Consider the following 22948-nt stretch of genomic DNA (forward strand, 5'->3'; position numbering starts at 1 on the left):
TCTCTAATAATAAAGTTGACCTAACTGACAAAATTTTAATGCCATTGCGGTTTATCATAGAGAAATCAAATCTTAGACTACATAACTCATTATTAGCTTGACGCTTGATTTATAAGCTATAAACGTCTGATACGATCTCTTTACTTGAACTATAATGTATAAATTTTGTTACGGTACAATACAGATTATTTCTACATAACTCAACATAATTTATCGATATTTTCTTATATTATTTTGGAAATCTATTTTTTATTAGGCATCAAGTGATGCCAATAGATCAAACGTAGTCACATCATGGTCACGGAGCATAACTTGGACGTGATTAAAATGGCAGATTAGGTATTAGTTTTCTATAAAAGCCTCAGCCTAAATAAACTCCCGCTCAACATCCATCACCCGCGCATCCACAATACGTTCTATCTTCTCTTCAATCTCACGACACTGTGACTCAACCTCACGTTTGGACAGTCCAACGATCACAAACGTCCATTCACTAGCGTCATGCCGATCACGCTCACCGCTTTCACACACTGCCACACTTGGACTACGACCGAAGCGCTCATGTAAGCCGCCCATCCGTTGGCGCTTTTCTTTTAACGAGCTACATCCGGGTAAAGTAAAGGTGAGCGTTAAGATAGCGATATACATCCTATTCTCCATACTCCTAAGTTAAGTTTGATAGCAAAAATTACGACGTCTTACGAAAGTTTAAAATCTGTTGTCTGACCACTTGCTCAATCTGCTGCCAATCCTCAAGATTATAACGAGAATACTGTACATTGACATATAAACCCATCTGTGGCTCTAGATCGAATTTGTGACTACAAGGTGGGCTTGGCACATCTCTATTACTACACCTTATGTAAGTTATGATTTGTCCTATTTCATCTCGTTGAATAAACACATCCTCTGCATTACTGTCTTCGCGCCACGGTTCATTAGTCTTCGGGTCTATACCAGGCGATGCGTAAACTTCCAATCCATATTGTTCTTTATCAAGCTTTGCATACCGATAAACAGGGTTTACGTCACTTGCACTAATTGTCCCATCACCGATACGGTGAGTGGCGCCTACCCCATGGTATCTATCTCCAGAAGAGACACTGACTGAAATCCAAGGACTATTCCCTAAATTTTTTTGTTCATCATAAGCCCGTTTAATCTCCTTACTGCTTTTATCAAGTATGGTGTTATCGGTATAACGCACATCAAAGCCAAAGCTATTAATCTTTGAGTCATAGCTACGCGTGGGCTTTGCACCTTCTCGTTTTTTGCCCCATGCAGGGTCGCCGTTATACTCAACCAAATGTATGAGATTTTTGGGTAGATCAACGGGAACACCACCTAAATCACCAATATAATTTGCAGAAAATACATCGCTACAGGAGGTAACGAGCGTAAAAATCATTACCATAGCAATCAATTTGCTTAGTTTTTTAATCAACATTAAAGACCTGAATAAATTAAAATCTAAGAAACATAATATACGCACCTTACCTAAATAAATATCTCAAGTTATGCGATTACCTTATTCAAACCATCCCCTATCATCGCCCAGACCCTTTATAATAGCGTCTCACTCGCCAACTTGCGTATCTCTCCCATGACTTCTATCAGTTACGTCCAGCAGCAGCGCATTACCAGACTGTGCGTGCGCTGCGGCTTACTCCTTATGCAGTATGGTGCTGAGTCTGCCGTTGTGGTGGACTTGTCCAAGCGCTTAGGCATTGCGTTAGGGATGAACAGTGTGGAGTGTTCGCTCAATTTTAATGCGCTTACCTTGACCACCATCTGTGATGAGCGCTGTATTACGACCACTAGAGACACGATCAATCAGAGCATCAATGTCAATTTATTGGTACAAATCCAGCAAATTGTCAATAAAACTGAAGCTACTACCGATAGTGACGAGCTGACAAAACTCACCACGCAAGCTTTTGATGAATTGGATAGAGCGGTTTACCTACCGTGGTTGGTGAGCATATTTGTAGGCGCGTCTTGTGCTGCCTTCGCTTATCTCAATGGCGGGAGTTGGTCGATTACTGCCGTGACTTTTACCGCTGGTATGGTGGCGATGCTGACGCGTATTTATTTGTCCAAGCACCATTTCAATCCCTTTATTGCAGTCATTGCCACAGCTTTTATCGCCTCATTGATTGGCGCGACGACATATTATTTTGATATTGGAAATAATGCAGATATTGCGGTTGCCTCTAGCGTGCTCCTATTGGTGCCAAGCTTTCCTTTGATCAACTCTTTCTCAGACATCTTAAAAGGTTATGTCAATATTGGTATTGGACGGGCTGTTTTTACCTATATGTTGACTTTGTCAGCTTGCGTGGGCATCGTAATGGCACTTGTGTTACTTAGAATACAGCATTGGGGGTTTTGACATGTGGTTCATAGAAACCGTGGTGCTGGCTTGCATCATTACCCTTGGTTGGACCCTGATGTTTACCGTACCCAAACGGTATATTTTGCCTTGTTTGCTTATGACCGCTTTGGGATTTGGATTAAAAACAGGGCTTGTCTATCAGCACGTGCATATTGTGGTTGCTAGCTTTTTTGGGGCGATGCTCGCCAGCTTTTTAGGTGTGTATTTTTCTAAAAAATATACCCTACCACCCAAAGCGCTGATCTCGCCAAGTGTCATTTGTATGATGCCGGGTATTGCCGCTTATAAGGCCATGGTCAGTATGGTACAGATTGGTTATTTTGGCTATTCAGACGAGTTATTTAATCAAATGATGGTGTATTTTTTTGAAGCTTTGTTTGTAACGTCTGCCTTGGTACTTGGCTTATCCATTCCGGGACTGTTATTTTATAGACGTCGTGCGATCGTTTAGATCACAGGCAAGCTATTATCTGTCCGATTACTCTTATCTAGCCCTTACATTCTTAAACTGAGCAAGATTGTCCAAACTGCCATGCTCGCTTTTGGGCTGCGATTTTAACAAAGTGGTTTTATTGGACAGTTTTACCGCGATGCCTTTTTGGTTGATTTGATAGCGCACTGGCTTATTGATAAAACTAAGCGTTTGCGTCGACACATCATAGTCAAAACGACCATCATAAAACAGCTCAACTCTACCGCGTTTGTTTGCAAACACATAAAACAGCTGTTCGCCGTCAGTACTGTCTAGCACCATTTTTTTACCGTTTTCCAAATCAAACCTGTAAACATAAGGAGATACTTCATCTTCATTTGAACCATCATTCGGTGGTAGCATTTCATAGTTACCTACCAACATCTTGCCATTCACTTTTGTTTTTTCAGTGATAGAAACCAACCCTCTAGCGTTATACTCTTCTTCGATAATATGGACAGCTACGGGCTTATTATCAATCACTTTATACTCAGAAAACTGATGCCATGCTGCCCCACTTTTAGTCATAGTGCTCAAGGTTTGGCTGTCTTCATCAACGCCAAAAAATCCGCAATAACCTTGTGCCAATTCGGTAAATGCTTCGCTATGAGCGAATTTAGCGCCTTTCTTTAAATATACCTGATAAGAAGGCCCACCGTAGCAGCCGTTGCGTCCATCTTTCAATGCCAAGTCTTTTTGCCCATCAAAGTTAAAATCCTTATAAATCAATACGCTATGTTCCCCATACGGGATACTGACAATATTGGCGCTGATGTTTTTACCCAGCTGATGTTCTTCACCATTATCTAGTTCATAATCTATATTGATGTCAGCAGGCTGACTAATAAGAACTTTCTTGGTCTTGATATCTATAATATTGATGACACTATTTGCCTCACTGTCTTCATCGTTTACGGTCTTGATAACGGCATCATAATCATCCGAGAAATCTTGAATTTGATATGTTTGAGCAACGGCAGGACAGATTAAGCACGGTAAAAACAGAAATGTGACTGGTAAAGTAGATAACTTGAATAATTTTTTAGGGATAAAAGGGATAGTCATATACATCCTTAACAGTATGAGAAAACAGAAAAGCAACAGCCCACCTGAGTATATTTTTAATTATCTAATGCCCATTCACCATTTACTTTAGACAATTTGAAGCGGGTCTTATCGATTCGGCTAGTACCGGCAATCGTCTGTGTGATATCAGCCGTACACACATAAGTATTCCAGCCTTCTGTAGTATCACAATTGATATTTTCGATGCGTTCAAGCTTTGGCATCATGCGTTCCATCATATTGCTCATGGTTATTGCTGTTTTATCATTGCCTGCACTTGCCACGGCATCACTCACTATCTGATCGCCTTGTTCATATTGATCTTCAATTAGACCCTCAACGATGCTTTCAGAAGGCGGACTCGAACAGGCGCTAAATAGTGGAATCAATAACGCTATCACGCTCAGTTTTTTTACCTGCTTCACGTCACTTTCACTATGGTTATAAAGTTACCTGAACTATATATAATTAATGCTCCGAACCCAACTTAATTTCATGCTATTTATTTGGATTGCAGCCTTGGCCGTTTTTTAGTTTGAGGACAGGTTTAAAAACTACTCGTATAGTCGATTCAATTTGAAAGTGGTACAAGGCAACCGAGTACAGATGTATATGTCATACTTCAGACAGGGTTAACGTCGTAACACTTTGATAGTAGAGTGACTATACTGACAGCGCAATCCTGTTACTGCTATGATGCGCTTAATAATGACTGTTGAGAGATGACTGTGTGGCAGGTATACCTTTTTATATTACCGATTGGTCTTGGAATCATGACGCTTGCGGCAAGTTTGCTGTTCTTTTTTGCATACCTAATGTCTGATGACAATGCCACGCGCTTGCCTGCGTTTAACTGGTTTAAGCGCCTAATTGTTGTGGCATTTATTTTGCTAAGCATCGGGCTATTTATGACTTTTGGTCATTTTTGGGGTCAATCAAGATAGGTCAGTCTTGCATAAAACAAGAACATTACAATGTCCAACTAAGATAATTTTTACTTGCTTGCTGTGCCGTTGCTGCCAGAGGCTGCCAGAGGCTGCGGAAAATATATCTCAGTAGTGCAGTAACAGGCCATTGTATTTATTTTATAGTAGATCAACGATAAGCTCTACTCGCTAACGATTTTCTCTAATTCTAATAGCTCTAAGTCTTGACGCTTAGGTTCGCCATTATTGCCATCGTTTGGAAATGGCATTTTATTACCATTTAATTCATAACCACGGCGCTGATAGTAAGCGAGTAATTCAGGACGATGACTTAAAATTGACATGGTCAGGCGAGCGGGTTTTGTTTGAGCATCTTGTGCACTTGATTGCAGATGCCTTGTAGCAAATGTCTCTGCTGCTTGCAATATTTGATGACCAACGCCCTGCCCTTGTAGCTCAGGATGGACGGCAAACATGCCAATATAAGCGCTTTTGTTCGCATCAGCATCGACTTTTATATCGACTGCGATACAGCCAAGCATCTCACCTGTCTCTTCCGCGTCACGCTCACCTGTCGTCGTTTTTGGATACACAAACAGATAATGGTTCGGATTGGCGATGGTGTTTGTCAGCTCATTGGGGGTAATTCGGATACCGCCAATTAAATCCGCCTCATTGGTCCAGCCTTCTGTCTGCCGATAACAGCGATTGAGTAAGACTTCAAGTGCGCCGATGTCACCTGCTTCTGCTTGGCGTAAAAACACAGCATCCTTATTCATATTGTAATTTTCCTTTTTTATTGACTTATAGTTAGGCTAATATAAAAGAGAGCCAGCGAGACTGGGATAAATTTTTTGACGCCTCTGGAGTGCAAAGCACACAGCAAGCAAGAAAAATTTATCCCAGTCTCGCCTCATAATATTGTGTAACCATTTTATTCAGTATCGACTTATTATAAAAGGCTGGCCTGAGTCATCAGGCCAGCCTTTATAGTAATACGTATTGTCCATTAGATGCTAGAGCGATAACGCGTTTGCTTGCTTGATAATATCGAATCCAGCATTAATCTGTGCCCGTGTTGGCGCATGACCACGGCGTAACAGCTCAGAGAAAGCAATCAACTCTTTATCACGTCCAAGTGAACTTGCGGCACTAGCACGCGTATCTTCCCCTTCATCGTCGAAGTAGTATTCGATATAATCCAGATCGTCAGGCGTGCCTAATAAGACACCGTTATCTGGCGTAGCTGCATGTCCGCTATAACGCAGGCTTTTACCGTATTGCGCCGTCCAAAAGAAAGGCGTACGCGCTTCTAGTGAGTCAACTGTCTCATCATTCAATATCGCGGCTGCCGTCACAAGGCCATGTTGCAAGGCCACGCGCCAATGCTCAATACGCATGCGACCCATCTGAGTGGGCGCTTTGGCAATATCACCTAGCGCATAAACACCATCACGCAATTGCAGATGATCGTCCACTTGTACGCCATCTGGATTGTTGACTGCATTGAGTAGCTCAGTGCGTGGGGACACGCCGGTTCCCAAAATGACAACATCCGCTGCAAGCGTACTACCATCGGACAGCGTAACACCGCTGACCAACCCATTATCACCGTTGATTGCATCGACACTAGCACCGAATGCAAAGTTAACACCTTTGTCTTCGTGTAGATTGATCAAAGCATTACTAACCGATTCTGAGACAATATTACTCATGACACGGCGGTCGCGACCCACAATAGTGACAGAAGCCACATTGCCTGCTTGTAGCAAAGCTGACGCCGTCTCCATTCCAATAAATCCTGTGCCTACGATTACCACATGCTTATTATCACTGGCCGCCTTAATGGTTTTTGCGTCATCCATGCTGCGTAGCGTATAGACGCCTTCAAGATCAACGCCTGCAAATGACGGCTTCTTTGGTTCAGCGCCCGTCGCCACTACTAAGAAATCCGCCGTTTGGCGCACGGTATTGCCACCGCTGTCTTTCATTATAATGGTACATTCATTTGGCAACACTTCGCTCACTACTTGATTGAGACGTAGCTCAATATTGTTATTACTGGCCCAATCAGTACCGCCCAGCATTAATTTGTCTTCTCCCATCTGATCTGCCAAAAATGCTTTGGACAATAAAGGACGATTATAGGGAGCCGTGTCATCCGCACTGATTAAGGTAATTTTACCGCCGTAGCCAGTTTTGCGCAGTTGGTCGGCTGTCATAAAGCCTGCTCCGCCCCCGCCTACGATAATGGTGTGAGTGTCGGTCATTTTGTCCGTCTCAATCTGCTTATCCATCTTAGCTGAGGTATCAACCAGCAAGTTTTCGCCGTCTTCGGTGAGCTCGTATTGAGTTAAGCCCTCCATTGCAACTGGCTCCAATAGCGTGCCATCTCGGCTATCAAAAGTACCATGATGCCATGGACAAACCACGCGATTACCGCAGCGCAACCCTTCCCCCAAATCTGCCCCGGCATGCGGACATTTACCGTCAAATGCGCTAAACTTGTCCTCATTACGCGTGATTAAGATGATACTATCGTCATCTTGCTTATAAGATTTCATACCCCCAATTGGGATGTCCGATTTACTGATAGTGATGGTTTGAATCATTGCATTGCTCATAAGTTTTCCCTAACGGTTATAATTATTGTTTGATAAGTGCATGTTAAAGACGGTCGTCTCAAATGAAGTAACGCTACATCTATAACAGCATTGTCATTGATGATATCAATATCCGTTAGCGCAGCATGTTTTTTTGTATGTTCACTGCGTTGCAAAACGTAATGCGCCGCTTCTTGTCTACTTTCTTACCCCAGTTCTTAAAACCTACACTCAAAATAAAAGACCCAGTTATGACTGTCACAATGCCTCAAAACGAAACAATAGACTCAACGAGCAATCCTCAAGCCACTTCTCAAAACGAAACCGTTAATAATGAAACGGTTAATAATAAAACACTGGATAACGAGTCATTTGATCTCTCAAATATCGATATTGCAGTAGCTACTGATACCTCGCAATTGCCACAGCCAGTACAGCCACCGTTAAAACGTGCCAATTACAAAACCTATGCGACCGACTTTATTGTCAACGAGATATTGCCATTAGCCTTTACTGATGAGGGTGAGCACTTGTGGTTGCACATTCAAAAATCAGGCATGAATACGGCGTATTTGGCAACATTACTGTCGGAGTGGGCGGAGATTCCGTTACGCGATGTGGGCTATTCAGGACTCAAAGACCGTCACGCAGTGACAACCCAGTGGTTTAGCCTACGAATACCAAAAAAGCAATTGCCCACGACTGAATTTGCCCCAGTGGATATCGGGGACAATGAATCGGTCACCATTCTCGCCCAACATTGGCACAATAAAAAGCTCAATCGCGGTACACATAAGGCCAATGAATTTATTATTACTTTGCGCAATATTGAGTTTGAAAGTCTAGACAATGAAACGTCTGAACAAGTACCAATTGCCAAGCAACGTATCGAGCAGCATTTAAAAACTCTGAGCGAAAATGGCGTGCCCAATTATTTTGGTCCGCAGCGCTTTGGACGTAATGGCAATAATGTTAGAGAGGCCTTAGCATTGTTTGCACGTCCTCTCCGCGAGGCGCGGCCGCAACCGAAAAAAAGTAAACGCAAACGCGCGCCACGTGAACAAAACACCATGGAGTTGTCCGCTGCGCGTAGTTTGATATTTAATGAGATATTAGCAGCACGAGTAAATGATGGCAGTTGGAATCACGGCCTAGATGGTGACGTGTTTAACTTAGATGGCTCAGGCTCGATATTTACAAGCGAGACAATGGACGACACTTTACAGGCGCGACTTGCCAGCGGTGACATTCATCCGACTGGCGTTTTATGGGGTACAGGTAATGACAAAGTCAGCGCAAATGCAGCCACTATTGAATACGACACCGTCCAAAACAATTCGTTATTAGTACAGTTAGCAAAAGGCCTAGAGACGCGTGATATTAAGGCACAACGGCGAGCGCTGCGGTTACCTATCAAAGCATTGTCTTGGAAATGGGAAAATGATCAGACACTAGTGTTGAGCTTCACCTTGACAACTGGCAGCTTTGCAACCAGCGTATTGGCAGGCTTGGTGCAGCAATTAGAATCCTAGCTAAAAACTCATCGTAGCAAGCAATACAAGCACTAATTATGGCTACTATATATTATTGTAGCTGCATATAGTACTAGCTCAAGTACCATAAAGAGAGGTTGCCACTCCCTCTCTTGAGGCATACATCTCATTGGCACTGACCACTTGATTACGGCCACGGGCTTTGGCTTCATACAAAGCTTGGTCTGCTGCACAGATGAGACGCTGGCAGATGTCGTGAGGAGGCTGATAGTTGGAGACTGGGTGATTAACTTGAGAACCCATGAACTTGATTGCGCGTGATTTTGCTTTCTTTGTTTCTACAGCAGTATTGGATGCTTCTCTTTGAGCCAATATTTCTTGTGATTGTTTGATACAGTTACGCTCTTCATGGGTCAGCGTATACAGCCCTAAACTGGTGGTTACATTGAAAGTGATACCATCCTCAACAGTGATAGCATGGTTTGCGATGCTCAAACGTATTTGTTCAGCAATGGTCATCGCACTATCGTGTTTGGTATCAGGTAATACAATCAAAAACTCTTCACCGCCATAACGGCTAATGATGGTTTCATCCGTTAACGACTGCATTAGCGTCTGTGCCACTTCCATCAATACTCGGTCACCAACTTCATGACCATATTGATCATTGATCTCTTTAAACCAATCCAAATCCAATAAAATGACACTGAAGTCTTGCTGATCTTTTATTGCGATCAGCGCTTCTTTCATTTGCGTTAAACCATAACGGCGACTTTTGAGCTGGGTCAAATCATCTTGATTGGCATGCTGTAATATTTCTTTTTTGCTGTCATCCAATATCAATAACAAAGTACGGAAGGTATAAATGATAAAAATGGCTTTTGGTAGCGCCAGATAAAGATGAGTAGCACGCCAAAAAAACGTGGAAGAAAAGAGCAACTGACTCAAAGTGTCCCAGCTTAGTTTGGCGTTTTGAACAATGGAAGCATGGATGGTACTTTCGACCGCCGTCACTTCGGTGTAGCCTAGATAACTATAAGTCACGACGGGGAAAGCGGTAGTAGCTGTTTGACGCATATTGGGCAACGTAAAGCCAATATAGGGAAAAATAGTAAACGCCAAAATTAGTATGACATGCCCTAAAAAGGCGTTCCATACATAGCGTCGCCGTATGAGCATCATTGCAAGCATTGCCCCGCCGACCAGAGACACGCCAGAGACCAAACTACTATGCCCCATGACTAAAATGACCGCCGCAATATAAATGCTATAAACCGTCACTAAAATAGCCTGCCATCTATGTAGCAAACCATTGTCCTTTCTAAGCGGTGACAAATGGCTTGCCATCCAAAAAAAGAACACTCCCATCAGTGTTACCCCAATCCAAAAGGGGTAAAACAAGTCCATATCAACGTGAGGAACATAAATCTCTCGGTGCCACCAAACAAATAAGCACCAGAGCCAATGTGATGTGACTTCCATCAATATAAACAGTGCCAGCAGGGATGCTCTGTCTGCCGCTTGCCACTCAAAAATTACTCGAGAGAGTTTTTTGTAGCCTAGATGAGATATCGATACAGCCATAATTGGGCTACCGCGGACAGAGAAAATTAGGAAGCGAAAACCAGATCATTAGATCAGAGGCACGGCTTACATCCGGCTTAAACTTACTTATTGATTGTGGCAATTTTTGTCTTGGCTATCAATTGGTTTAATTGATTCGCGCGACAATATATGACATCTTGTTTTTAGGAGAGCACCGTAAAAGACTGCCAGACGCCTTGCTGTTCAGGATTCAAAACTGGTGTATCACCCAAACGTCGCCATGGCATGTTACTTCCATGAAAGTCACTGCCTATAGATGCGGCAAGCTTGTGTTCAGCGATGCTACGATCGACCATTTTGCGAGTGCTCACAGGCTCACTGCTAGCAGGTAGCTCACAAGCATCGCCGCCAAGTTGGGCAAACTCTTCGATAAGCTTACGTACTCGTGTCGCTGAGAGCTGATAACGCGTTGGATGAGCCAGTACCGCTTTACCACCGCACGCATGTATCAGCTCAATACCATGCTGCATCGTTAGCGCTTCAATCGCTACATAAGCTGGCTTATTATCAGCCAAATACTTATCAAACGCTTTTTGAACTGTTTTTACTTCACCACGCTCAAACAATACTTGTCCAATATGAGCACGTCCTACCGCTTGTGGATTGCCGCCTGATTTATCCAGTATGTCTTGCCATAGCTCATCATAATTGATGCCTAATAGCTCACTGAGCTTCTCAGTCATTTTCTGTCCACGAGACGCACGACTGTCTTGTAGCTGCTCAAGCGTCTGGTGCATTTTTTCGCGATCTGTAAAATCAAGCCCCAGCACATGTATGATTTTATTGGTTGACTTGTTTTTGCCATAACCACCGCTTAGCGTATGCTCACAGCTTATCTCAACCCCATTGATTAACTGAATATCACAAGCTTTAGCAGCCGTGCGTGCTTCGTCAATACCTGCCAGCGTATCATGGTCAGTCAATGCCAACACAGTCACACCTGCCGCATGGGCACGTTGTACCACTTCCGTTGGTGCGTAGGTGCCATCGGAGCAAGTGCTATGACAATGTAAGTCGATTTTCATAAAGCGGGCCTTAAAGTGTTGAATGTGTTGTCAATCTAAGTGTTTGTCGATAGTAGATATATTATCAGTAAAAGGAGCAGTAAACGGCTAACGCATGTCATATAAGACGATTATAGTGTTGATTGCTTTTTTTTGACGCAGTAGACGTGTAAACTACCTCATACGTTTTTGTTGGACATCCTATTTGTTATGAAAGCCTTATTAGACTTCATTCCCTTAATTGCTTTTTTTATTGCCGCTCGTCATAGCGGTATTTTAGCGGCAGCTGGCGCACTGCTCGTTGCCACCATTATTATTTATGCTATCCATTTTGTGCGTCAAAAAGGCAAATTCGATAAGCAGCAATGGGTTGTCTTATTACTCACCATTTTGTTCTGCGGTGGCACCTTACTCTTGCGCGATGATATCTATCTGCGTTGGAAGTCACCAATTATCAATGGTATTTTCGCTTTTACGCTATTTGTTAGTGCCGCCATTAACAAGCCATTAATGCAACTTGCAATGAAAGAAGTGTTTACGCTTACCTTGAGTGGCTGGAAAAAACTCACCGTCGCTTGGGCGTTGTTTTTTGCCTTTATGGGCGTACTGCATTATATCACAGCGTTTATGATGTCGGATGAGGCGTGGATTAACTTCAAAACTTACGGCTGGATTCCAATTATGCTGGTATTTGTGGTTGTCCAATTTATGGTATTAAAGAAACATCTTAATCCAGCACTGACTGATAAAACTGTCAAATGATTATTTTCTTATAATAATACGTCATTTCTAAATTCTAGTAACGATAATGATTAATCGCAAATATTGATTGCAGACATTATTAGAAAAAGTGGCGCGTTATTCTTATTATTTATTGAGTAAGTATTATGTCTTTATTTGCCATTATCGGTTATGACGTCGCTGATAGCAGCGCACAGCGTCAGACCACTCGCCCTGAACACGTTGAACGCTTACAAGCTTTGAGTCGCGAACAGCGTCTTATTATTGCTGGGCCCACACCCATTGAACACGGTAAAAACGAGATGTCAGGCAGTCTTATTATTGCTGACTTTGAGTCGCTTGAAGCGGCACAAAAATGGGTAAGCGCTGAGCCTTACTTGCGTGACGGCGTATACAGTCATGTGGATGTTAAACCATTCGTTCAAACGTTACCAACTCCTAATAACAGCGCTATAAATGCAGCATCGACAAAGGTAACTATGCCGTGAGTCAGAGGTTATTTCCACAAACTACTCGCGCCTATAAAGCTGGTATAACGGGCGTTATGCTGTTTGCCGCTGTATCGATACAAGCTGCCCCACCAGCAAATGCTGTTGACACTCCTACACCTGCATCGACGCCCGTGGCAGCAGGACAAGAAGCACCAGCTGCGACCACTCCTGCCGCCCCAAGTGACACTTTGTTGGCAGCGCAACTACAGCCTTCTAATAAGGCGCTATCTGATGCCAATCAAGAACTATTGAGCCGCAATGCTCAGCTTCAGCGTCAAGTAAACGACTTACAGACGCAAGCAAACGTTTTGGTTTATGAGAGCAAAGGTCAGTTGTTTTTATATGGTGCCTTTACCGTTTTAATCAGTTTGTTGGTCGGTATTTTTATCTCGTGGCTAGTGTTTGTACGCCGTGAACGTTGGTAGTACTGGCGGCCTGTAACCAGTCACTAGACATATCGTCTATACTCGACTCTAAGAAATCTAATATGTCTACTACGCAAACTGATGATTTACTAAACATCATTACTCCAGCCAAGATTGATTGGCAAACAGATGATACAGGCAATATGGTGCCTGTATCGGGTGAGTTTGGTGATGTGTACTTCTCACATGCAGACGGTCTTGCAGAGTCGCGTCATGTGTTTTTAACGCATAACCAATTGCCAGAGCGATTAGCGAAGCTTGCATCAAATCAATGCTTTACGATTGCTGAACTGGGTTTTGGGACAGGACTAAACTTCTTAGCGACGTGGCAACTTTGGCGCCAGCTGCGTAATACGTATCCACAATTGGCGTCCTCGCGCCTGCATTTCATTACCACCGAAATACACCCAATTCCGCTTGCAGACTTAAGGCACATACTCACTTTATGGGGTCAACGCGCTCCTGAGCTGACCGAATGCATTGAGCCACTTTTGATCGCCTATCCTCCTCTTATTGCAGGCTGTCATCGTTTGAATTTTTTTGCGGATAATTTAACCCTTGATATGTGGTTTGGTGACGCGACTGAGAGCTTGACCAAACTGCTCTCGAATAAGTCGACTGAGCCTACGCCCTATGTAGATGCTTGGTTTTTAGATGGCTTTGCGCCTTCTTGTAACAGCACCTTATGGGCTGAGAATATCTTTGCCCAAATCCAGCGGTTATCTCGTCCGAGTACAACCGCTGCGACTTACAGCTCTGCTGGTGTGGTCAAACGGGCGTTAAAAACGCATGGCTTTGAAATCAATAAAGTTAAAGGCTTTGGTCGCAAGCGTGAGATGCTAACAGCAGTCATGACTGACGCTACATTTTCAGATGGTAGTGAGTATGATGGCGACAATTTGCCTACTCATAGCATCGTCATTGGTGCCGGTGTTTCAGGGTTGCTTACTACTTGGTCGCTGGCCAATCGCGGTACTCAAGTCACTTTATTGGACAAGTCTGCGCCTTTGGCAGGCGCGTCAGGGAATCCTCGTGCCTTACTCGCACCCAAGATGACCCCCATTCATCATGTCGATGAGCATTTGCACACGATAGGGTATCTTTACAGCAGCAGATTATATCGACAGCTCAACGACATGGCTGAGCAAGCAAAAACACCGCCCGTACTTGAGTTAACAGGCGCGCTTGATTTACTCATAAAAGCCAATATCGGCCCAGAGCAAATTATTGATTATCCTAACGAGATGGCAACCACGTTATCATCTGGGCAGGCGCAAGAGATCAGCGGACTCAAAGAGCAGGATATATCGAAGAATTTATATTTATCGCAATCTGGCTTGGTCAATCCGCAAGCATTAAAGCAAATTGTACTGATGCATCCGTTAATTCGCTTTCAGCAATTAGAAGTCGATAGTATTAACGAAACAGAAAATCAGGTTTGTATTGCAGGATACTGTCAAGACAGGTCTGAGTTAGCTATCACTGCCGATAATGTAGTGATTTGCGCCGCTTTCGAAAGTCATCAGTTAGACAATCGTATTTTTGATTGCCGTAAGATTCGTGGTCAACTTTCATGGTTTACGCCTACACCTGAACAACTCGCCCACTTACCCAAAATCCCACTGAAATATAGTGGTTACTGTACGCCATTCACCCCGCAAATGGACGATGGACAGTTGAACCCTATTGTAGCGTCCCAGCCTCAGTTTTTATTGGGCGCAAGCTTTATACGCAATGACACAGACACCCGCATTCGTCTTGAGGAGCATCAGATTAGCCATGATAAGCTCATCAGCGCCATTCCAGAGCTGAGCGCAATTATTCCGGCAGACATCAGCTCATGGCAAGGGCGCGCTGGTGTTCGTACCCAAACACCTGACTACCACCCCATTGTAGGACGATTAGCTGATAGCAATCGAATGTGGGTCATGAGTGCAATGGGGGCTAAAGGTTATGCCCTAGCACCCATCTGCGCTGAGGCATTGACAGATATGATGATGGGGACATTTGCGCCATTATCGGCAGCGATGCTTGCGCGCCTATCGCCAAGTCGCACACGTTTACAGACACCGCTTGTTTAAATTGATATTTAAATAATTAATTTATACTTAAAGTCTTTAATCACCGCCTTCCATTCGCGATTTGACCGTACCAAAGAGTGATTTTGTAGTATCAGACTCGCGTGATTCTTGATGGACAATTTTAGCACTGCCCGCATTATCAGTAGTAATCGTTGACGCGGTTAATGCCCGAATTTGTGCTTCATCACGGGTGTTTTTTTGAATGGTCACAGCGGCAAACAAACTCATAGTAAACGCCATCATATAAAAACCTTTTTCGCTTAGGCTTAAACCTCCTGCATTTAAAAGGCCGATTGCAATCAAAGCAATAGACAGTCCTAAAGCGACCCAACTGATTAAGTAATATAGATGGGTCGTAGGGATACCTTCACTGCGATCACGTAGCGTTTTTTGTAGGCTAATCGCTGCATAAAGACCAAGAGCTAACACCGCTATATAATAGCCTTTTTCATTTAGTAGCATACTCTGTGCGTTCCATAATCCAAGTAGATACGCGAGTACACCTACCAGCATGACTGCCCAAGACGTCCCAACATATGCAGTGGTTGGTTTATAAGCAGCTAGCTGACTCTTAGTGATTGTGTCATTATTCATCGTCGTCCTTAGTTAGAAATAGGCAATATGGGTAAGAAGATAAAACTTTTATCGACCTTTGTTTTGCCTTAACATAGCACAAGCGTGATATATTGTAATCTAAAATTATTTTTAAAATAAATAGCGTTTTTAGCGACAGAGTCTTGCCATGTCTTTTTACGTTTTACTCATTTTATTGAGTCTTATTCTTATCGTACCCATTGTGTTTGTGCTAAAAGAAAAGTCTAAGCACTCACAGAGCGCTTCAGTACAGCGCCATCAAGAGTATTTAGCCTCTGCAAATCTGGTCGTGGCCCAATCTCAAACAAAGATGGCGTCAGAAAAAAAGACAGTGCCTGAACAAGGTTTTGAGCTTGACATTATTAGCTTTTCAGCTTATCACCCCTTTATTAAACTGCTTTACGATGGGCAAGTTCCTGAGGCATTTCGAGCCATTATGGACGACATTGGGCAGCAATATGAGTCCATTCATCACGATCAAATTACTGAATCACAATTATTTACTCTTAATAAACTTATCGCCACCCGTGTCCCAGAACTGATTCTTGACTATCTCAGCCTTGATCAAAACTATGCAAAAACTGTTATTATTGATACCGATAAACAAAATACCAGCTATGATATGGTGTTAGATCAACTATCCTCTATTTTAGAGTTTACACAAAAGCTTAATACTCAAAGCCAAAGTGGCGTAGTAGACAAGCTGCTTGCCAGCTGCCGATATTTGGATGATGTTTATAGAGACAGTGGCATGGCAGCCGATAGTCTAAAGATAAAGTGAGTTTCTCATGCCCTACTATCAAACCACCCTGACTCTACCTTCACATTCACGCGGCATTCATATCATTACCCCAATGATTGAAGATGCGCTTGATAAGCTAATACCTAACTTTTCTAAAGCAGGTCTAGTGCATCTATTTTTGCAGCATACCTCAGCCAGCCTCGCTATTAATGAAAACGCCGACCCTGATGTTAGATTAGATACCGAAGACTGGTTAAATAAAATTGCGCCTGCCGATCAGCCAGAGTATCGCCATACATTAGAAGGCGCTGATGACCTTCCAGCACATTTCAAAAGCATGATGCTTGGAGTAAGTTTAACGGTGCCGCTAATCAACGGCAGGTTAGGTCTAGGGATGTGGCAAGGCGTTTATCTGTGTGAACACAGAAACCTTATTAATAAGCAGGGCGGACAACGAAAACTGATCATTACCGTGAATACTTAATAATATAATCGATTCATTTTAAAAAAAGTACAGTTCTACTGAGATGAGTTTTACGTAATATCTGTCAAGCTCGTGAACAGCCAATGAGGAAAATTTATACCAGTAGAACATGATGACTGTATGTAATACTTTTATTTTGAATTGACTATATGTAATGTAGTCATACAAAGCTTATCTCTCACGATTTATGGGCGCAAATAAAGCGCTCTTAACGGATGAAAAATTATCATGAAGCATCACACATTGACACGCGCAAACTCTAAGTACTACTCTCGCATACTTCCTATCGTGTTTGTCGGTGCGCTACTCGTGACTGCCTGCCAAAAAACACCAGAACCTGAAACCGTTAATGAAACGCAGGTCGAGACAGACGTACAAACAACGCCCGTGACGACCAATATCAATGTGCCTGAAAGTAATGTTGATACTGAAAATGTAGCAACCGACGCCGAGCGCGATGTCAGCTTAACGCAATTAGAAGACGACCTTGAGACCACAGATGCCGCTCCAGCTAGCGCCGCACCAAATCCTGAGCAAGCCATCAAAGGCGCACAAATCACAGATGTACGCTATAAGAGCGCAACGGGAGAGGCATTATCCGTTGTTTTTGAGACGTCAGCAGCAGGCTTGCTTAATGCCATCGTGACGCTACCTAATAAACCAAAAATGACTCTAACCGCACCTGAAGGCCAAGGCAACAATCCTACCTATCGCTCAAGCGATGGCACTATACAGCTCGTCAGCCACGCAGGCGGTGGCACCATCGATCTTATTCGTAATGACAAAATCACAAGTTTTGACGCGGTTAGTGCTGAGGCCGAGGTCATTACACAATAGTTTTAATAAAAATTTGGTTTAAACGATTATAAAACCCAATCGTAAGCAATAAAAAAGGCGGCAACGATATTTACGTTTGCCGCCTTTTTTATTGTCAGTATAATCTTATTTACCTTTAACCAAATCCGGTCGCTTTCCCAAACAGACCACCAAGCCAACTGATGCCTGCCCATATTCCCCAACCGAGCAGTATAATAAAGATCAATCCTAGGATATCTGGAATATGCAAGTACAACCAAGCAATGACTGGATTTCGCCAAAGGCTACTTTTCTGCTGCTTATTTTCAAGCGATTGATGCAAAAACGGTCGATCTATATGTGTGACGTCAGTAATGCCATACTCGTATTGTATATGCTGATGAACAATTTCCAACGTCCTACGACTGGGCCGAAGAAAAATATCCAATAGCGTGCCAATGCCCGGAACAATGCCAACGACCATATCGATGAAAGCCAGCCTGACAGCAGGCGTCATTTTATGCGCAGGCACGCCCAACTGTCGACCCAAGATAAAAGCATAACTGGTTAACGCCAGTCCTGCCAAATCACCTGCAAATGGAATGGTCGATAGTGCAGCGTCCGCGCCCATTCCTTGCTTGGTAAAAGGAACCCGTACCAGAGAATCCATAATGTTGGCAAACTTTGCCAGTTTACGTTCAGTCTCGATGACCTGCTGACGCGTTAGCCCATGCTCAGCCAACCTTGCCTCATAATTGATAACAGAGGCAGTCGCATTGGATGTCTTTTTCCGCTTCAGTTTTAAAAACCTATCCATTCAATGTTGTCCATATACAAGCAATGGCTATGAGTGCAAAGACGTAACGTCCTACCCAGATGTTGGCCAAAAATGCCTGAAAGCATGCCAATGCCCTAAGGCTGGCACAAGCACTGTTTTGCTTAGCAAACATCATGGCCACAAGAGCTAGCCCAAATATTGGCGTGATGCTCAAACTGGTTGGTGCAAAATAATGCCACAGTACCACACCCATTATTAGCAAAAACAACATCTGTAGTATAGAAATGATCACTACGTCATAACGACCAAATAATATCGCTGTCGACTTAATGCCAATTTTTAAATCGTCTTCGCGGTCAGCCATCGCGTACTGAGTGTCATAAGCCACTGTCCAGCACATATACGCAAGAAATAAAAGCCAACACCAGATATCAGGAGCGCCTTGTACCGCCACATAAGCCATTGGAATCGCCCAGCCAAACGCAGCTGCCAAAAACACTTGGGGCAACTGGGTATAGCGTTTCATAAATGGATAGATAAACGCTAGTATGATGGCACCGAACGACCAGTAAAATACTGTAATAGGTAAAAAGAGTAATAGACTAACGCTTAATACGACCAATGCCAAGAAAGCTACAATCGCTTCTTTACCAGATAAGCGCCCATCGGCCAATGGTCGACCTTTAGTGCGAGTCACATGACCATCGACTTTACGATCGGCAAAATCGTTGATCGCACAGCCCGCCGCCCGCATGAATACAGCCCCTAAGGCAAATAGTACAAATATCTTAAGCCTTGGCAGACCTGCCGTCATTCCTTGCTGCTGCGCCTGTCCCATTGCGGCCAGCATCACGCCCCATAGAGTCGGCCACAGAAGCAGCTCAATGCCGACAGGTTTGTCAAAACGCGTCAGCTGCATGTAAGCATGGAGCTTTTCAGTAAACGTCATGGAGGAAGGAGTTTGTATCATTGTGCAATGGCCTCTATATTTGCTGCCACAAACGATTTGCTTCAATCAATGATATCTCAGGGTATTGTTTGCGCAATGCTTTGATGGCAGCAATCTTTTCTTTTTTTGATGCTTGCTGACGCAAAAAAGCCAATTGCTCTTTTGGATTGCTCAGCTCTTTTAGGCGTGCTTCAAGCCGAAGGATTCGAGTACGCAGCATGATATTTATCAATAGTAAAACGGCACCCATGACCCAAATAACCAGTGCTGACATTCCCTGCTCCTAGATTTGTGTGCGGTAAGATTATTAAATAATTCCATTTATTATAATAAAAAAAGCGGCCAATCGGACAAAGTAGCTGTCAGACAAAATAGCCGTCGAATCGCACCGCTTCATTGTGCCAGCACTCACTTGCTGGTTGATTGGCAAGTAGGGGCGCAAATTGTGGGCGCTTGACGATTACACGACCAGAGTGTTGACTGACGACAGCCAGCGCGCTTTGTAGTAATTGCCCTTCTTCTTCTAAGGTTGGTGGACGAGCAAGCATATGCAACGCTTGCATATGCTTGCCAACTTTAGCACCTTTCCCTGTCTTGCTGTCTTGATAGCTGTCTTCTGGAAACATAGGATCCAAATAAATCACATCGATAGATTTGTCCGTATCATCTGAATGGCAGCTTACGTTTTCAAAATAACTGATGGCATCGGTATTGATAATCTGCAAACGTGACATCAGTTTTTGCCAATTAGGCAAAGCAGTCATACGCTGCTGCTCCGCTAATAACAACAATGCCATCAACGGTTGCTGCTCAAGCATAATAGTCTGAGCGCCCGTACTGGCTAATATCAAGCTGTCATGCCCAAAACCTGCGGTTGCATCGATGACCTTACTCTCTGATGTCATCTTTGCAGCCTGTAGTAATAGCTCAGACTTACGCCCCGCACTTACTACTCGCCGTTGTAGTTTGTCCCATTCAGGAGCAACACTGAGTCCATCACTGAGCCATGACAATGCGTTTTTATCGTCCAATAATAGTATAGGCTGACTGGATACCTGACTTAACTGTTGGCGTCGTTTTTGATTGAGTTTGTCCATGAACCGTTCAGAACGCAAAACGATCGGCAAATGCCACTGCTCTATTAATGCTTGTAAGGCCGTCACCTGAACTTGCTGCGACTCGCTCAAATAAAACAATTGGCAGTCTATGAAATGACTAGCATCTCTAGACTCTTGCTGCAAAGCGGTCATCACGGCCATCCTTTTTATTGCTGATAATGCCATTCATTGGTCATCACCTAACCTGCCATTTGATAACCAAAGCCCCAAGCTGCGATTAAGACAACTATACCAGTAATAATACGTAACCAAGCAAAAATAGTAAAATCGCGACGGCTGACCCATGCGACCAAAAAGCGAATACAAAGCAGCGCGATCACAAAGGATACGACGGTTCCGATACCTATCACCAGCCAATCTTCATTACTCGTCAATACATCACTATGCTTAAACAGATCCAGTAATGCAGCGCCTACAATGACAGGAATACCTAAAAAGAAAGAAAACTCCGCTGAGGCCTTACGTGATACTCCAAGCCATAGCGCCCCAATAATAGTAGAACCTGAACGTGATGTACCTGGTATCAATGCAATACACTGAAACAAACCAATTATCAAGGCAGTTTTTAAACTGACGTCCTCGGCTTCTTGCGCGATGATTTCTTTGGGACGACTCTCAACATAAAATATGAGCAAACCTCCAACGATAAGCATGATGGCAACGACGATAGGATTAAATAAATAAGCTTTAATCTCATCTGCAAAAGTAAAACCCACGGCCATGACTGGAATAGTAGCGACGATTATACTAAGCCCAAGCTGTCTCGGATTGGCCATGCCTTCTGCTTTGCCAGTCAACAATCCCGTTAGTGCTTGCCACAATCTGCCCCAATAGTCATAAATAACCGCCAATATCGCCCCAAGCTGTACTACTACGACAAACACATCCACTTTTTCTTTGGTCCAAAAGCTCATCAAATCTGCTGATAGAATCAGATAGCCTGTACTGGAAATGGGTAAAAACTCAGTGATACCTTCAACGATACCCATGATGACAGCTTGAATTAATAAAATAATATCCACAATGACTTTCCTAGACAAAGATATACGGATTGCTCAGTATAGTTTTTAGTATGTTCTAATATTTTTACGAGAGACTGACAATAAGCTTGCTAATGACTATGCCTTACCTTGCTCTTTTAATGTTTTCCATGCTTGGTTGCGCAAATACTTGGGCAATGCATTTGCAGCATCCGTACCGCCTGAAGTCATGAATTGAGCGATACCCAGCTGTCCTATCACTACTGCATCCGGCCAGACATCGTCATGGCATGTTTGCCCGTCCCGTTGTTTTAACAGTATCGATCCATTACCAACGATAGGTAAATTGAGCGCAGTTTGGCTGTCATAGTCTAGCAACTGCTCCGTACTATCGCTATCGCCAACCAGTACTGGCTGCATGACAACACAGTCTGTTTGACTATCATCTGTTATTGCATATTGACCAAAATACACTTGCTGCATACGAGCATCAAGCGCGCTATATACGTGGGTCAAACCATATTGCTGATACGCACGCTGGGCAATCGCTTGCAGACTTGAGACACCCACACAAGGAATATCATGCGCGACTGACAACGCCTGTACGACAGCAGTATTAATCCGTATCCCGCTAAAGGCACCTGGGCCTCTATTAAATATCAGTGCTTGTATATCAGCGAGGCTTAACTGAGCTTCAGACAAGGCTGCATCAATCATTGGAAGGATTTGCTGGGTCTGCTGGCGTTTGCCCGTCTCGGTATGACTCGATAGCACGTGACCCTTCGAATCTAGAATCGCGACCGAGCATTGATCAAACACGGTATCCATGGATAAAAACATCATACTCTCGGCTTATACTGTCAGTATTAAAAAAAGCACGGCGTTATAAAAAAAGCACTGGCTTAGTAAATCAGCGCCTATCATAGCATTTAGGGCTCATCATTTTTATTACTTTCTATGTTTTTCACACTTTATCCATGAGAGTTTGTCCAAATGAGACAAACATAAAAAAACCTCAAAACGGTTTTCGCTTTGAGGTTTTTATCAAAAAACCTTAGTCAGCCCTAAATGGAGTAAGGACAAACATTGCAATGTGCTACCGAGGTAGATTTTCCTTGCTTGCGGCGTCTGCGCAGACAGAGGCTACGTAAACTTCATCTCAGTAACATTGAGTTTATTTCATAGTGGATTGTCTATGTGATCAATA

Annotated in this window: 26 protein-coding genes; 11 read left to right on the forward strand and 15 right to left on the reverse strand. The window is 43.4% G+C overall.

Annotated features, from left to right (window positions below):
- Window positions 1-366 precede the first annotated feature (366 nt).
- Together ACT3TH_RS03495 and ACT3TH_RS03500 are read right to left on the reverse strand one after the other, a co-directional pair.
- On the reverse strand, window positions 367-648 hold the full coding sequence (locus ACT3TH_RS03495; protein WP_444754468.1) for a DUF503 domain-containing protein: 282 nt from the start codon (window positions 646-648) through the stop codon (window positions 367-369).
- Window positions 649-688: 40 nt separating this feature from the next.
- Window positions 689-1414, reverse strand: coding sequence for a hypothetical protein (locus tag ACT3TH_RS03500; RefSeq protein WP_444754469.1), 726 nt, complete (start codon window positions 1412-1414; stop codon window positions 689-691).
- A 189-nt stretch (window positions 1415-1603) separates the two neighbouring features.
- Here ACT3TH_RS03500 and ACT3TH_RS03505 point away from each other — a divergent pair, with 189 nt between their 5' ends.
- Window positions 1604-2392 carry a threonine/serine ThrE exporter family protein gene (locus tag ACT3TH_RS03505; protein WP_444754470.1) on the forward strand — a complete coding sequence of 263 codons (789 nt, stop codon included), beginning with the start codon at window positions 1604-1606 and terminating at the stop codon, window positions 2390-2392.
- A 1-nt stretch (window position 2393) separates the two neighbouring features.
- Window positions 2394-2846: a threonine/serine exporter family protein gene (locus tag ACT3TH_RS03510; RefSeq protein WP_444754471.1), complete on the forward strand. Its 453-nt coding sequence runs from the start codon at window positions 2394-2396 to the stop codon at window positions 2844-2846.
- 33 nt (window positions 2847-2879) lie between these two features.
- On the opposite strand, the gene ACT3TH_RS03515 is transcribed toward ACT3TH_RS03510, so the two are convergent.
- Entirely contained in the window at window positions 2880-3932 is a 1053-nt protein-coding gene (locus tag ACT3TH_RS03515; protein ID WP_444754472.1) for an XAC2610-related protein, read from the reverse strand.
- A 56-nt stretch (window positions 3933-3988) separates the two neighbouring features.
- Entirely contained in the window at window positions 3989-4357 is a 369-nt protein-coding gene (locus ACT3TH_RS03520) for a hypothetical protein (RefSeq protein ID WP_444754473.1), read from the reverse strand.
- A gap of 297 nt (window positions 4358-4654) precedes the next feature.
- On the opposite strand from ACT3TH_RS03520, the gene ACT3TH_RS03525 reads away from it, so the two are divergent.
- Entirely contained in the window at window positions 4655-4876 is a 222-nt protein-coding gene (locus ACT3TH_RS03525; protein ID WP_444754474.1) for a hypothetical protein, read from the forward strand.
- 164 nt (window positions 4877-5040) lie between these two features.
- Here ACT3TH_RS03525 and ACT3TH_RS03530 read toward each other — a convergent pair whose 3' ends face one another.
- Window positions 5041-5637 (reverse strand): GNAT family N-acetyltransferase, encoded by a 597-nt coding sequence (locus ACT3TH_RS03530; RefSeq protein ID WP_444754475.1) that lies wholly within the window; start codon window positions 5635-5637, stop codon window positions 5041-5043.
- A 237-nt stretch (window positions 5638-5874) separates the two neighbouring features.
- Window positions 5875-7482, reverse strand: coding sequence for an FAD-dependent oxidoreductase (locus tag ACT3TH_RS03535; protein WP_444754476.1), 1608 nt, complete (start codon window positions 7480-7482; stop codon window positions 5875-5877).
- Between the two features lie 230 nt (window positions 7483-7712).
- On the opposite strand from ACT3TH_RS03535, the gene truD reads away from it, so the two are divergent.
- Entirely contained in the window at window positions 7713-8993 is a 1281-nt protein-coding gene (gene truD, locus ACT3TH_RS03540) for a tRNA pseudouridine(13) synthase TruD (protein ID WP_444754477.1), read from the forward strand.
- A gap of 78 nt (window positions 8994-9071) precedes the next feature.
- On the opposite strand, the gene ACT3TH_RS03545 is transcribed toward truD, so the two are convergent.
- Both ACT3TH_RS03545 and ACT3TH_RS03550 read right to left on the reverse strand, forming a co-directional pair.
- A complete protein-coding gene (locus ACT3TH_RS03545) occupies window positions 9072-10538 on the reverse strand; it encodes a diguanylate cyclase (RefSeq protein WP_444754478.1) in 1467 nt (488 codons plus the stop codon).
- A gap of 164 nt (window positions 10539-10702) precedes the next feature.
- Window positions 10703-11584 carry a PHP domain-containing protein gene (locus tag ACT3TH_RS03550; protein ID WP_444754479.1) on the reverse strand — a complete coding sequence of 294 codons (882 nt, stop codon included), beginning with the start codon at window positions 11582-11584 and terminating at the stop codon, window positions 10703-10705.
- A 189-nt stretch (window positions 11585-11773) separates the two neighbouring features.
- On the opposite strand from ACT3TH_RS03550, the gene ispZ reads away from it, so the two are divergent.
- The 4 genes from ispZ (at window position 11774) to mnmD (ending at window position 15301) form a co-directional block, all read left to right on the forward strand.
- A complete protein-coding gene (ispZ, locus tag ACT3TH_RS03555; protein ID WP_444754480.1) occupies window positions 11774-12325 on the forward strand; it encodes a septation protein IspZ in 552 nt (183 codons plus the stop codon).
- A gap of 125 nt (window positions 12326-12450) precedes the next feature.
- Window positions 12451-12792 carry a YciI family protein gene (locus ACT3TH_RS03560; RefSeq protein ID WP_444754481.1) on the forward strand — a complete coding sequence of 114 codons (342 nt, stop codon included), beginning with the start codon at window positions 12451-12453 and terminating at the stop codon, window positions 12790-12792.
- Complete coding sequence (locus ACT3TH_RS03565; RefSeq protein ID WP_444754482.1) at window positions 12789-13220, forward strand: hypothetical protein; 432 nt, start codon at window positions 12789-12791, stop codon at window positions 13218-13220. The genes ACT3TH_RS03560 and ACT3TH_RS03565 overlap by 4 nt, the downstream gene beginning before the upstream one ends.
- A gap of 62 nt (window positions 13221-13282) precedes the next feature.
- Entirely contained in the window at window positions 13283-15301 is a 2019-nt protein-coding gene (mnmD, locus tag ACT3TH_RS03570; protein ID WP_444754483.1) for a tRNA (5-methylaminomethyl-2-thiouridine)(34)-methyltransferase MnmD, read from the forward strand.
- A gap of 36 nt (window positions 15302-15337) precedes the next feature.
- On the opposite strand, the gene yiaA is transcribed toward mnmD, so the two are convergent.
- Entirely contained in the window at window positions 15338-15895 is a 558-nt protein-coding gene (gene yiaA, locus ACT3TH_RS03575; protein ID WP_444754484.1) for an inner membrane protein YiaA, read from the reverse strand.
- A 148-nt stretch (window positions 15896-16043) separates the two neighbouring features.
- On the opposite strand from yiaA, the gene ACT3TH_RS03580 reads away from it, so the two are divergent.
- The 3 genes from ACT3TH_RS03580 to ACT3TH_RS03590 all read left to right on the forward strand — a co-directional run bounded on the left by ACT3TH_RS03580 (window position 16044) and on the right by ACT3TH_RS03590 (window position 17958).
- Complete coding sequence (locus ACT3TH_RS03580; protein WP_444754485.1) at window positions 16044-16676, forward strand: hypothetical protein; 633 nt, start codon at window positions 16044-16046, stop codon at window positions 16674-16676.
- Window positions 16677-16683: 7 nt separating this feature from the next.
- Entirely contained in the window at window positions 16684-17121 is a 438-nt protein-coding gene (locus tag ACT3TH_RS03585; RefSeq protein WP_444754486.1) for a secondary thiamine-phosphate synthase enzyme YjbQ, read from the forward strand.
- Between the two features lie 228 nt (window positions 17122-17349).
- The gene (locus ACT3TH_RS03590; protein ID WP_444754487.1) at window positions 17350-17958 is read left to right on the forward strand and encodes a hypothetical protein; all 609 of its coding nucleotides are present in this window, start codon (window positions 17350-17352) and stop codon (window positions 17956-17958) included.
- Window positions 17959-18073: 115 nt separating this feature from the next.
- Here ACT3TH_RS03590 and ACT3TH_RS03595 read toward each other — a convergent pair whose 3' ends face one another.
- The 6 genes from ACT3TH_RS03595 to tsaB form a co-directional block, all read right to left on the reverse strand.
- Window positions 18074-18733 (reverse strand): DUF4112 domain-containing protein, encoded by a 660-nt coding sequence (locus ACT3TH_RS03595; protein ID WP_444754488.1) that lies wholly within the window; start codon window positions 18731-18733, stop codon window positions 18074-18076.
- Window positions 18726-19643, reverse strand: coding sequence for a 4-hydroxybenzoate octaprenyltransferase (gene ubiA, locus ACT3TH_RS03600; protein WP_444754704.1), 918 nt, complete (start codon window positions 19641-19643; stop codon window positions 18726-18728). Before ubiA ends, ACT3TH_RS03595 begins: the two co-directional genes overlap by 8 nt.
- Before the next feature lie 34 nt (window positions 19644-19677).
- A complete protein-coding gene (locus ACT3TH_RS03605) occupies window positions 19678-19917 on the reverse strand; it encodes a hypothetical protein (RefSeq protein ID WP_444754489.1) in 240 nt (79 codons plus the stop codon).
- Between the two features lie 88 nt (window positions 19918-20005).
- Entirely contained in the window at window positions 20006-20893 is an 888-nt protein-coding gene (locus tag ACT3TH_RS03610) for a class I SAM-dependent methyltransferase (protein WP_444754490.1), read from the reverse strand.
- Window positions 20894-20940: 47 nt separating this feature from the next.
- On the reverse strand, window positions 20941-21783 hold the full coding sequence (locus tag ACT3TH_RS03615) for an undecaprenyl-diphosphate phosphatase (RefSeq protein WP_444754491.1): 843 nt from the start codon (window positions 21781-21783) through the stop codon (window positions 20941-20943).
- Between the two features lie 96 nt (window positions 21784-21879).
- On the reverse strand, window positions 21880-22581 hold the full coding sequence (gene tsaB, locus ACT3TH_RS03620) for a tRNA (adenosine(37)-N6)-threonylcarbamoyltransferase complex dimerization subunit type 1 TsaB (protein ID WP_444754705.1): 702 nt from the start codon (window positions 22579-22581) through the stop codon (window positions 21880-21882).
- Window positions 22582-22948: the final 367 nt, after the last annotated feature.

The organism is Psychrobacter sp. AOP22-C1-C5 (genome assembly GCF_052378885.1).
Lineage (GTDB): Bacteria > Pseudomonadota > Gammaproteobacteria > Pseudomonadales > Moraxellaceae > Psychrobacter.

Excerpts from the sequence above, each read along its gene's own strand:
- ACT3TH_RS03495 (WP_444754468.1), bottom strand. The coding sequence starts at position 648 with ATGTATATCGCTATCTTAACGCTCACCTTTACTTTACCCGGATGTAGC.
- ACT3TH_RS03500 (WP_444754469.1), bottom strand. The coding sequence starts at position 1,414 with ATGGTAATGATTTTTACGCTCGTTACCTCCTGTAGCGATGTATTTTCT.
- ACT3TH_RS03505 (WP_444754470.1), top strand. The coding sequence starts at position 1,604 with ATGACTTCTATCAGTTACGTCCAGCAGCAGCGCATTACCAGACTGTGC.
- ACT3TH_RS03510 (WP_444754471.1), top strand. The coding sequence starts at position 2,394 with ATGTGGTTCATAGAAACCGTGGTGCTGGCTTGCATCATTACCCTTGGT.
- ACT3TH_RS03515 (WP_444754472.1), bottom strand. The coding sequence starts at position 3,932 with ATGACTATCCCTTTTATCCCTAAAAAATTATTCAAGTTATCTACTTTA.
- ACT3TH_RS03525 (WP_444754474.1), top strand. The coding sequence starts at position 4,655 with ATGACTGTGTGGCAGGTATACCTTTTTATATTACCGATTGGTCTTGGA.
- ACT3TH_RS03530 (WP_444754475.1), bottom strand. The coding sequence starts at position 5,637 with ATGAATAAGGATGCTGTGTTTTTACGCCAAGCAGAAGCAGGTGACATC.
- ACT3TH_RS03535 (WP_444754476.1), bottom strand. The coding sequence starts at position 7,482 with ATGAGCAATGCAATGATTCAAACCATCACTATCAGTAAATCGGACATC.
- truD (WP_444754477.1), top strand. The coding sequence starts at position 7,713 with ATGACTGTCACAATGCCTCAAAACGAAACAATAGACTCAACGAGCAAT.
- ACT3TH_RS03545 (WP_444754478.1), bottom strand. The coding sequence starts at position 10,538 with ATGGCTGTATCGATATCTCATCTAGGCTACAAAAAACTCTCTCGAGTA.
- ACT3TH_RS03550 (WP_444754479.1), bottom strand. The coding sequence starts at position 11,584 with ATGAAAATCGACTTACATTGTCATAGCACTTGCTCCGATGGCACCTAC.
- ispZ (WP_444754480.1), top strand. The coding sequence starts at position 11,774 with ATGAAAGCCTTATTAGACTTCATTCCCTTAATTGCTTTTTTTATTGCC.
- ACT3TH_RS03560 (WP_444754481.1), top strand. The coding sequence starts at position 12,451 with ATGTCTTTATTTGCCATTATCGGTTATGACGTCGCTGATAGCAGCGCA.
- mnmD (WP_444754483.1), top strand. The coding sequence starts at position 13,283 with ATGTCTACTACGCAAACTGATGATTTACTAAACATCATTACTCCAGCC.
- yiaA (WP_444754484.1), bottom strand. The coding sequence starts at position 15,895 with ATGAATAATGACACAATCACTAAGAGTCAGCTAGCTGCTTATAAACCA.
- ACT3TH_RS03580 (WP_444754485.1), top strand. The coding sequence starts at position 16,044 with ATGTCTTTTTACGTTTTACTCATTTTATTGAGTCTTATTCTTATCGTA.
- ACT3TH_RS03585 (WP_444754486.1), top strand. The coding sequence starts at position 16,684 with ATGCCCTACTATCAAACCACCCTGACTCTACCTTCACATTCACGCGGC.
- ACT3TH_RS03590 (WP_444754487.1), top strand. The coding sequence starts at position 17,350 with ATGAAGCATCACACATTGACACGCGCAAACTCTAAGTACTACTCTCGC.
- ACT3TH_RS03595 (WP_444754488.1), bottom strand. The coding sequence starts at position 18,733 with ATGGATAGGTTTTTAAAACTGAAGCGGAAAAAGACATCCAATGCGACT.
- ubiA (WP_444754704.1), bottom strand. The coding sequence starts at position 19,643 with ATGACGTTTACTGAAAAGCTCCATGCTTACATGCAGCTGACGCGTTTT.
- ACT3TH_RS03605 (WP_444754489.1), bottom strand. The coding sequence starts at position 19,917 with ATGTCAGCACTGGTTATTTGGGTCATGGGTGCCGTTTTACTATTGATA.
- ACT3TH_RS03610 (WP_444754490.1), bottom strand. The coding sequence starts at position 20,893 with ATGACCGCTTTGCAGCAAGAGTCTAGAGATGCTAGTCATTTCATAGAC.
- tsaB (WP_444754705.1), bottom strand. The coding sequence starts at position 22,581 with ATGTTTTTATCCATGGATACCGTGTTTGATCAATGCTCGGTCGCGATT.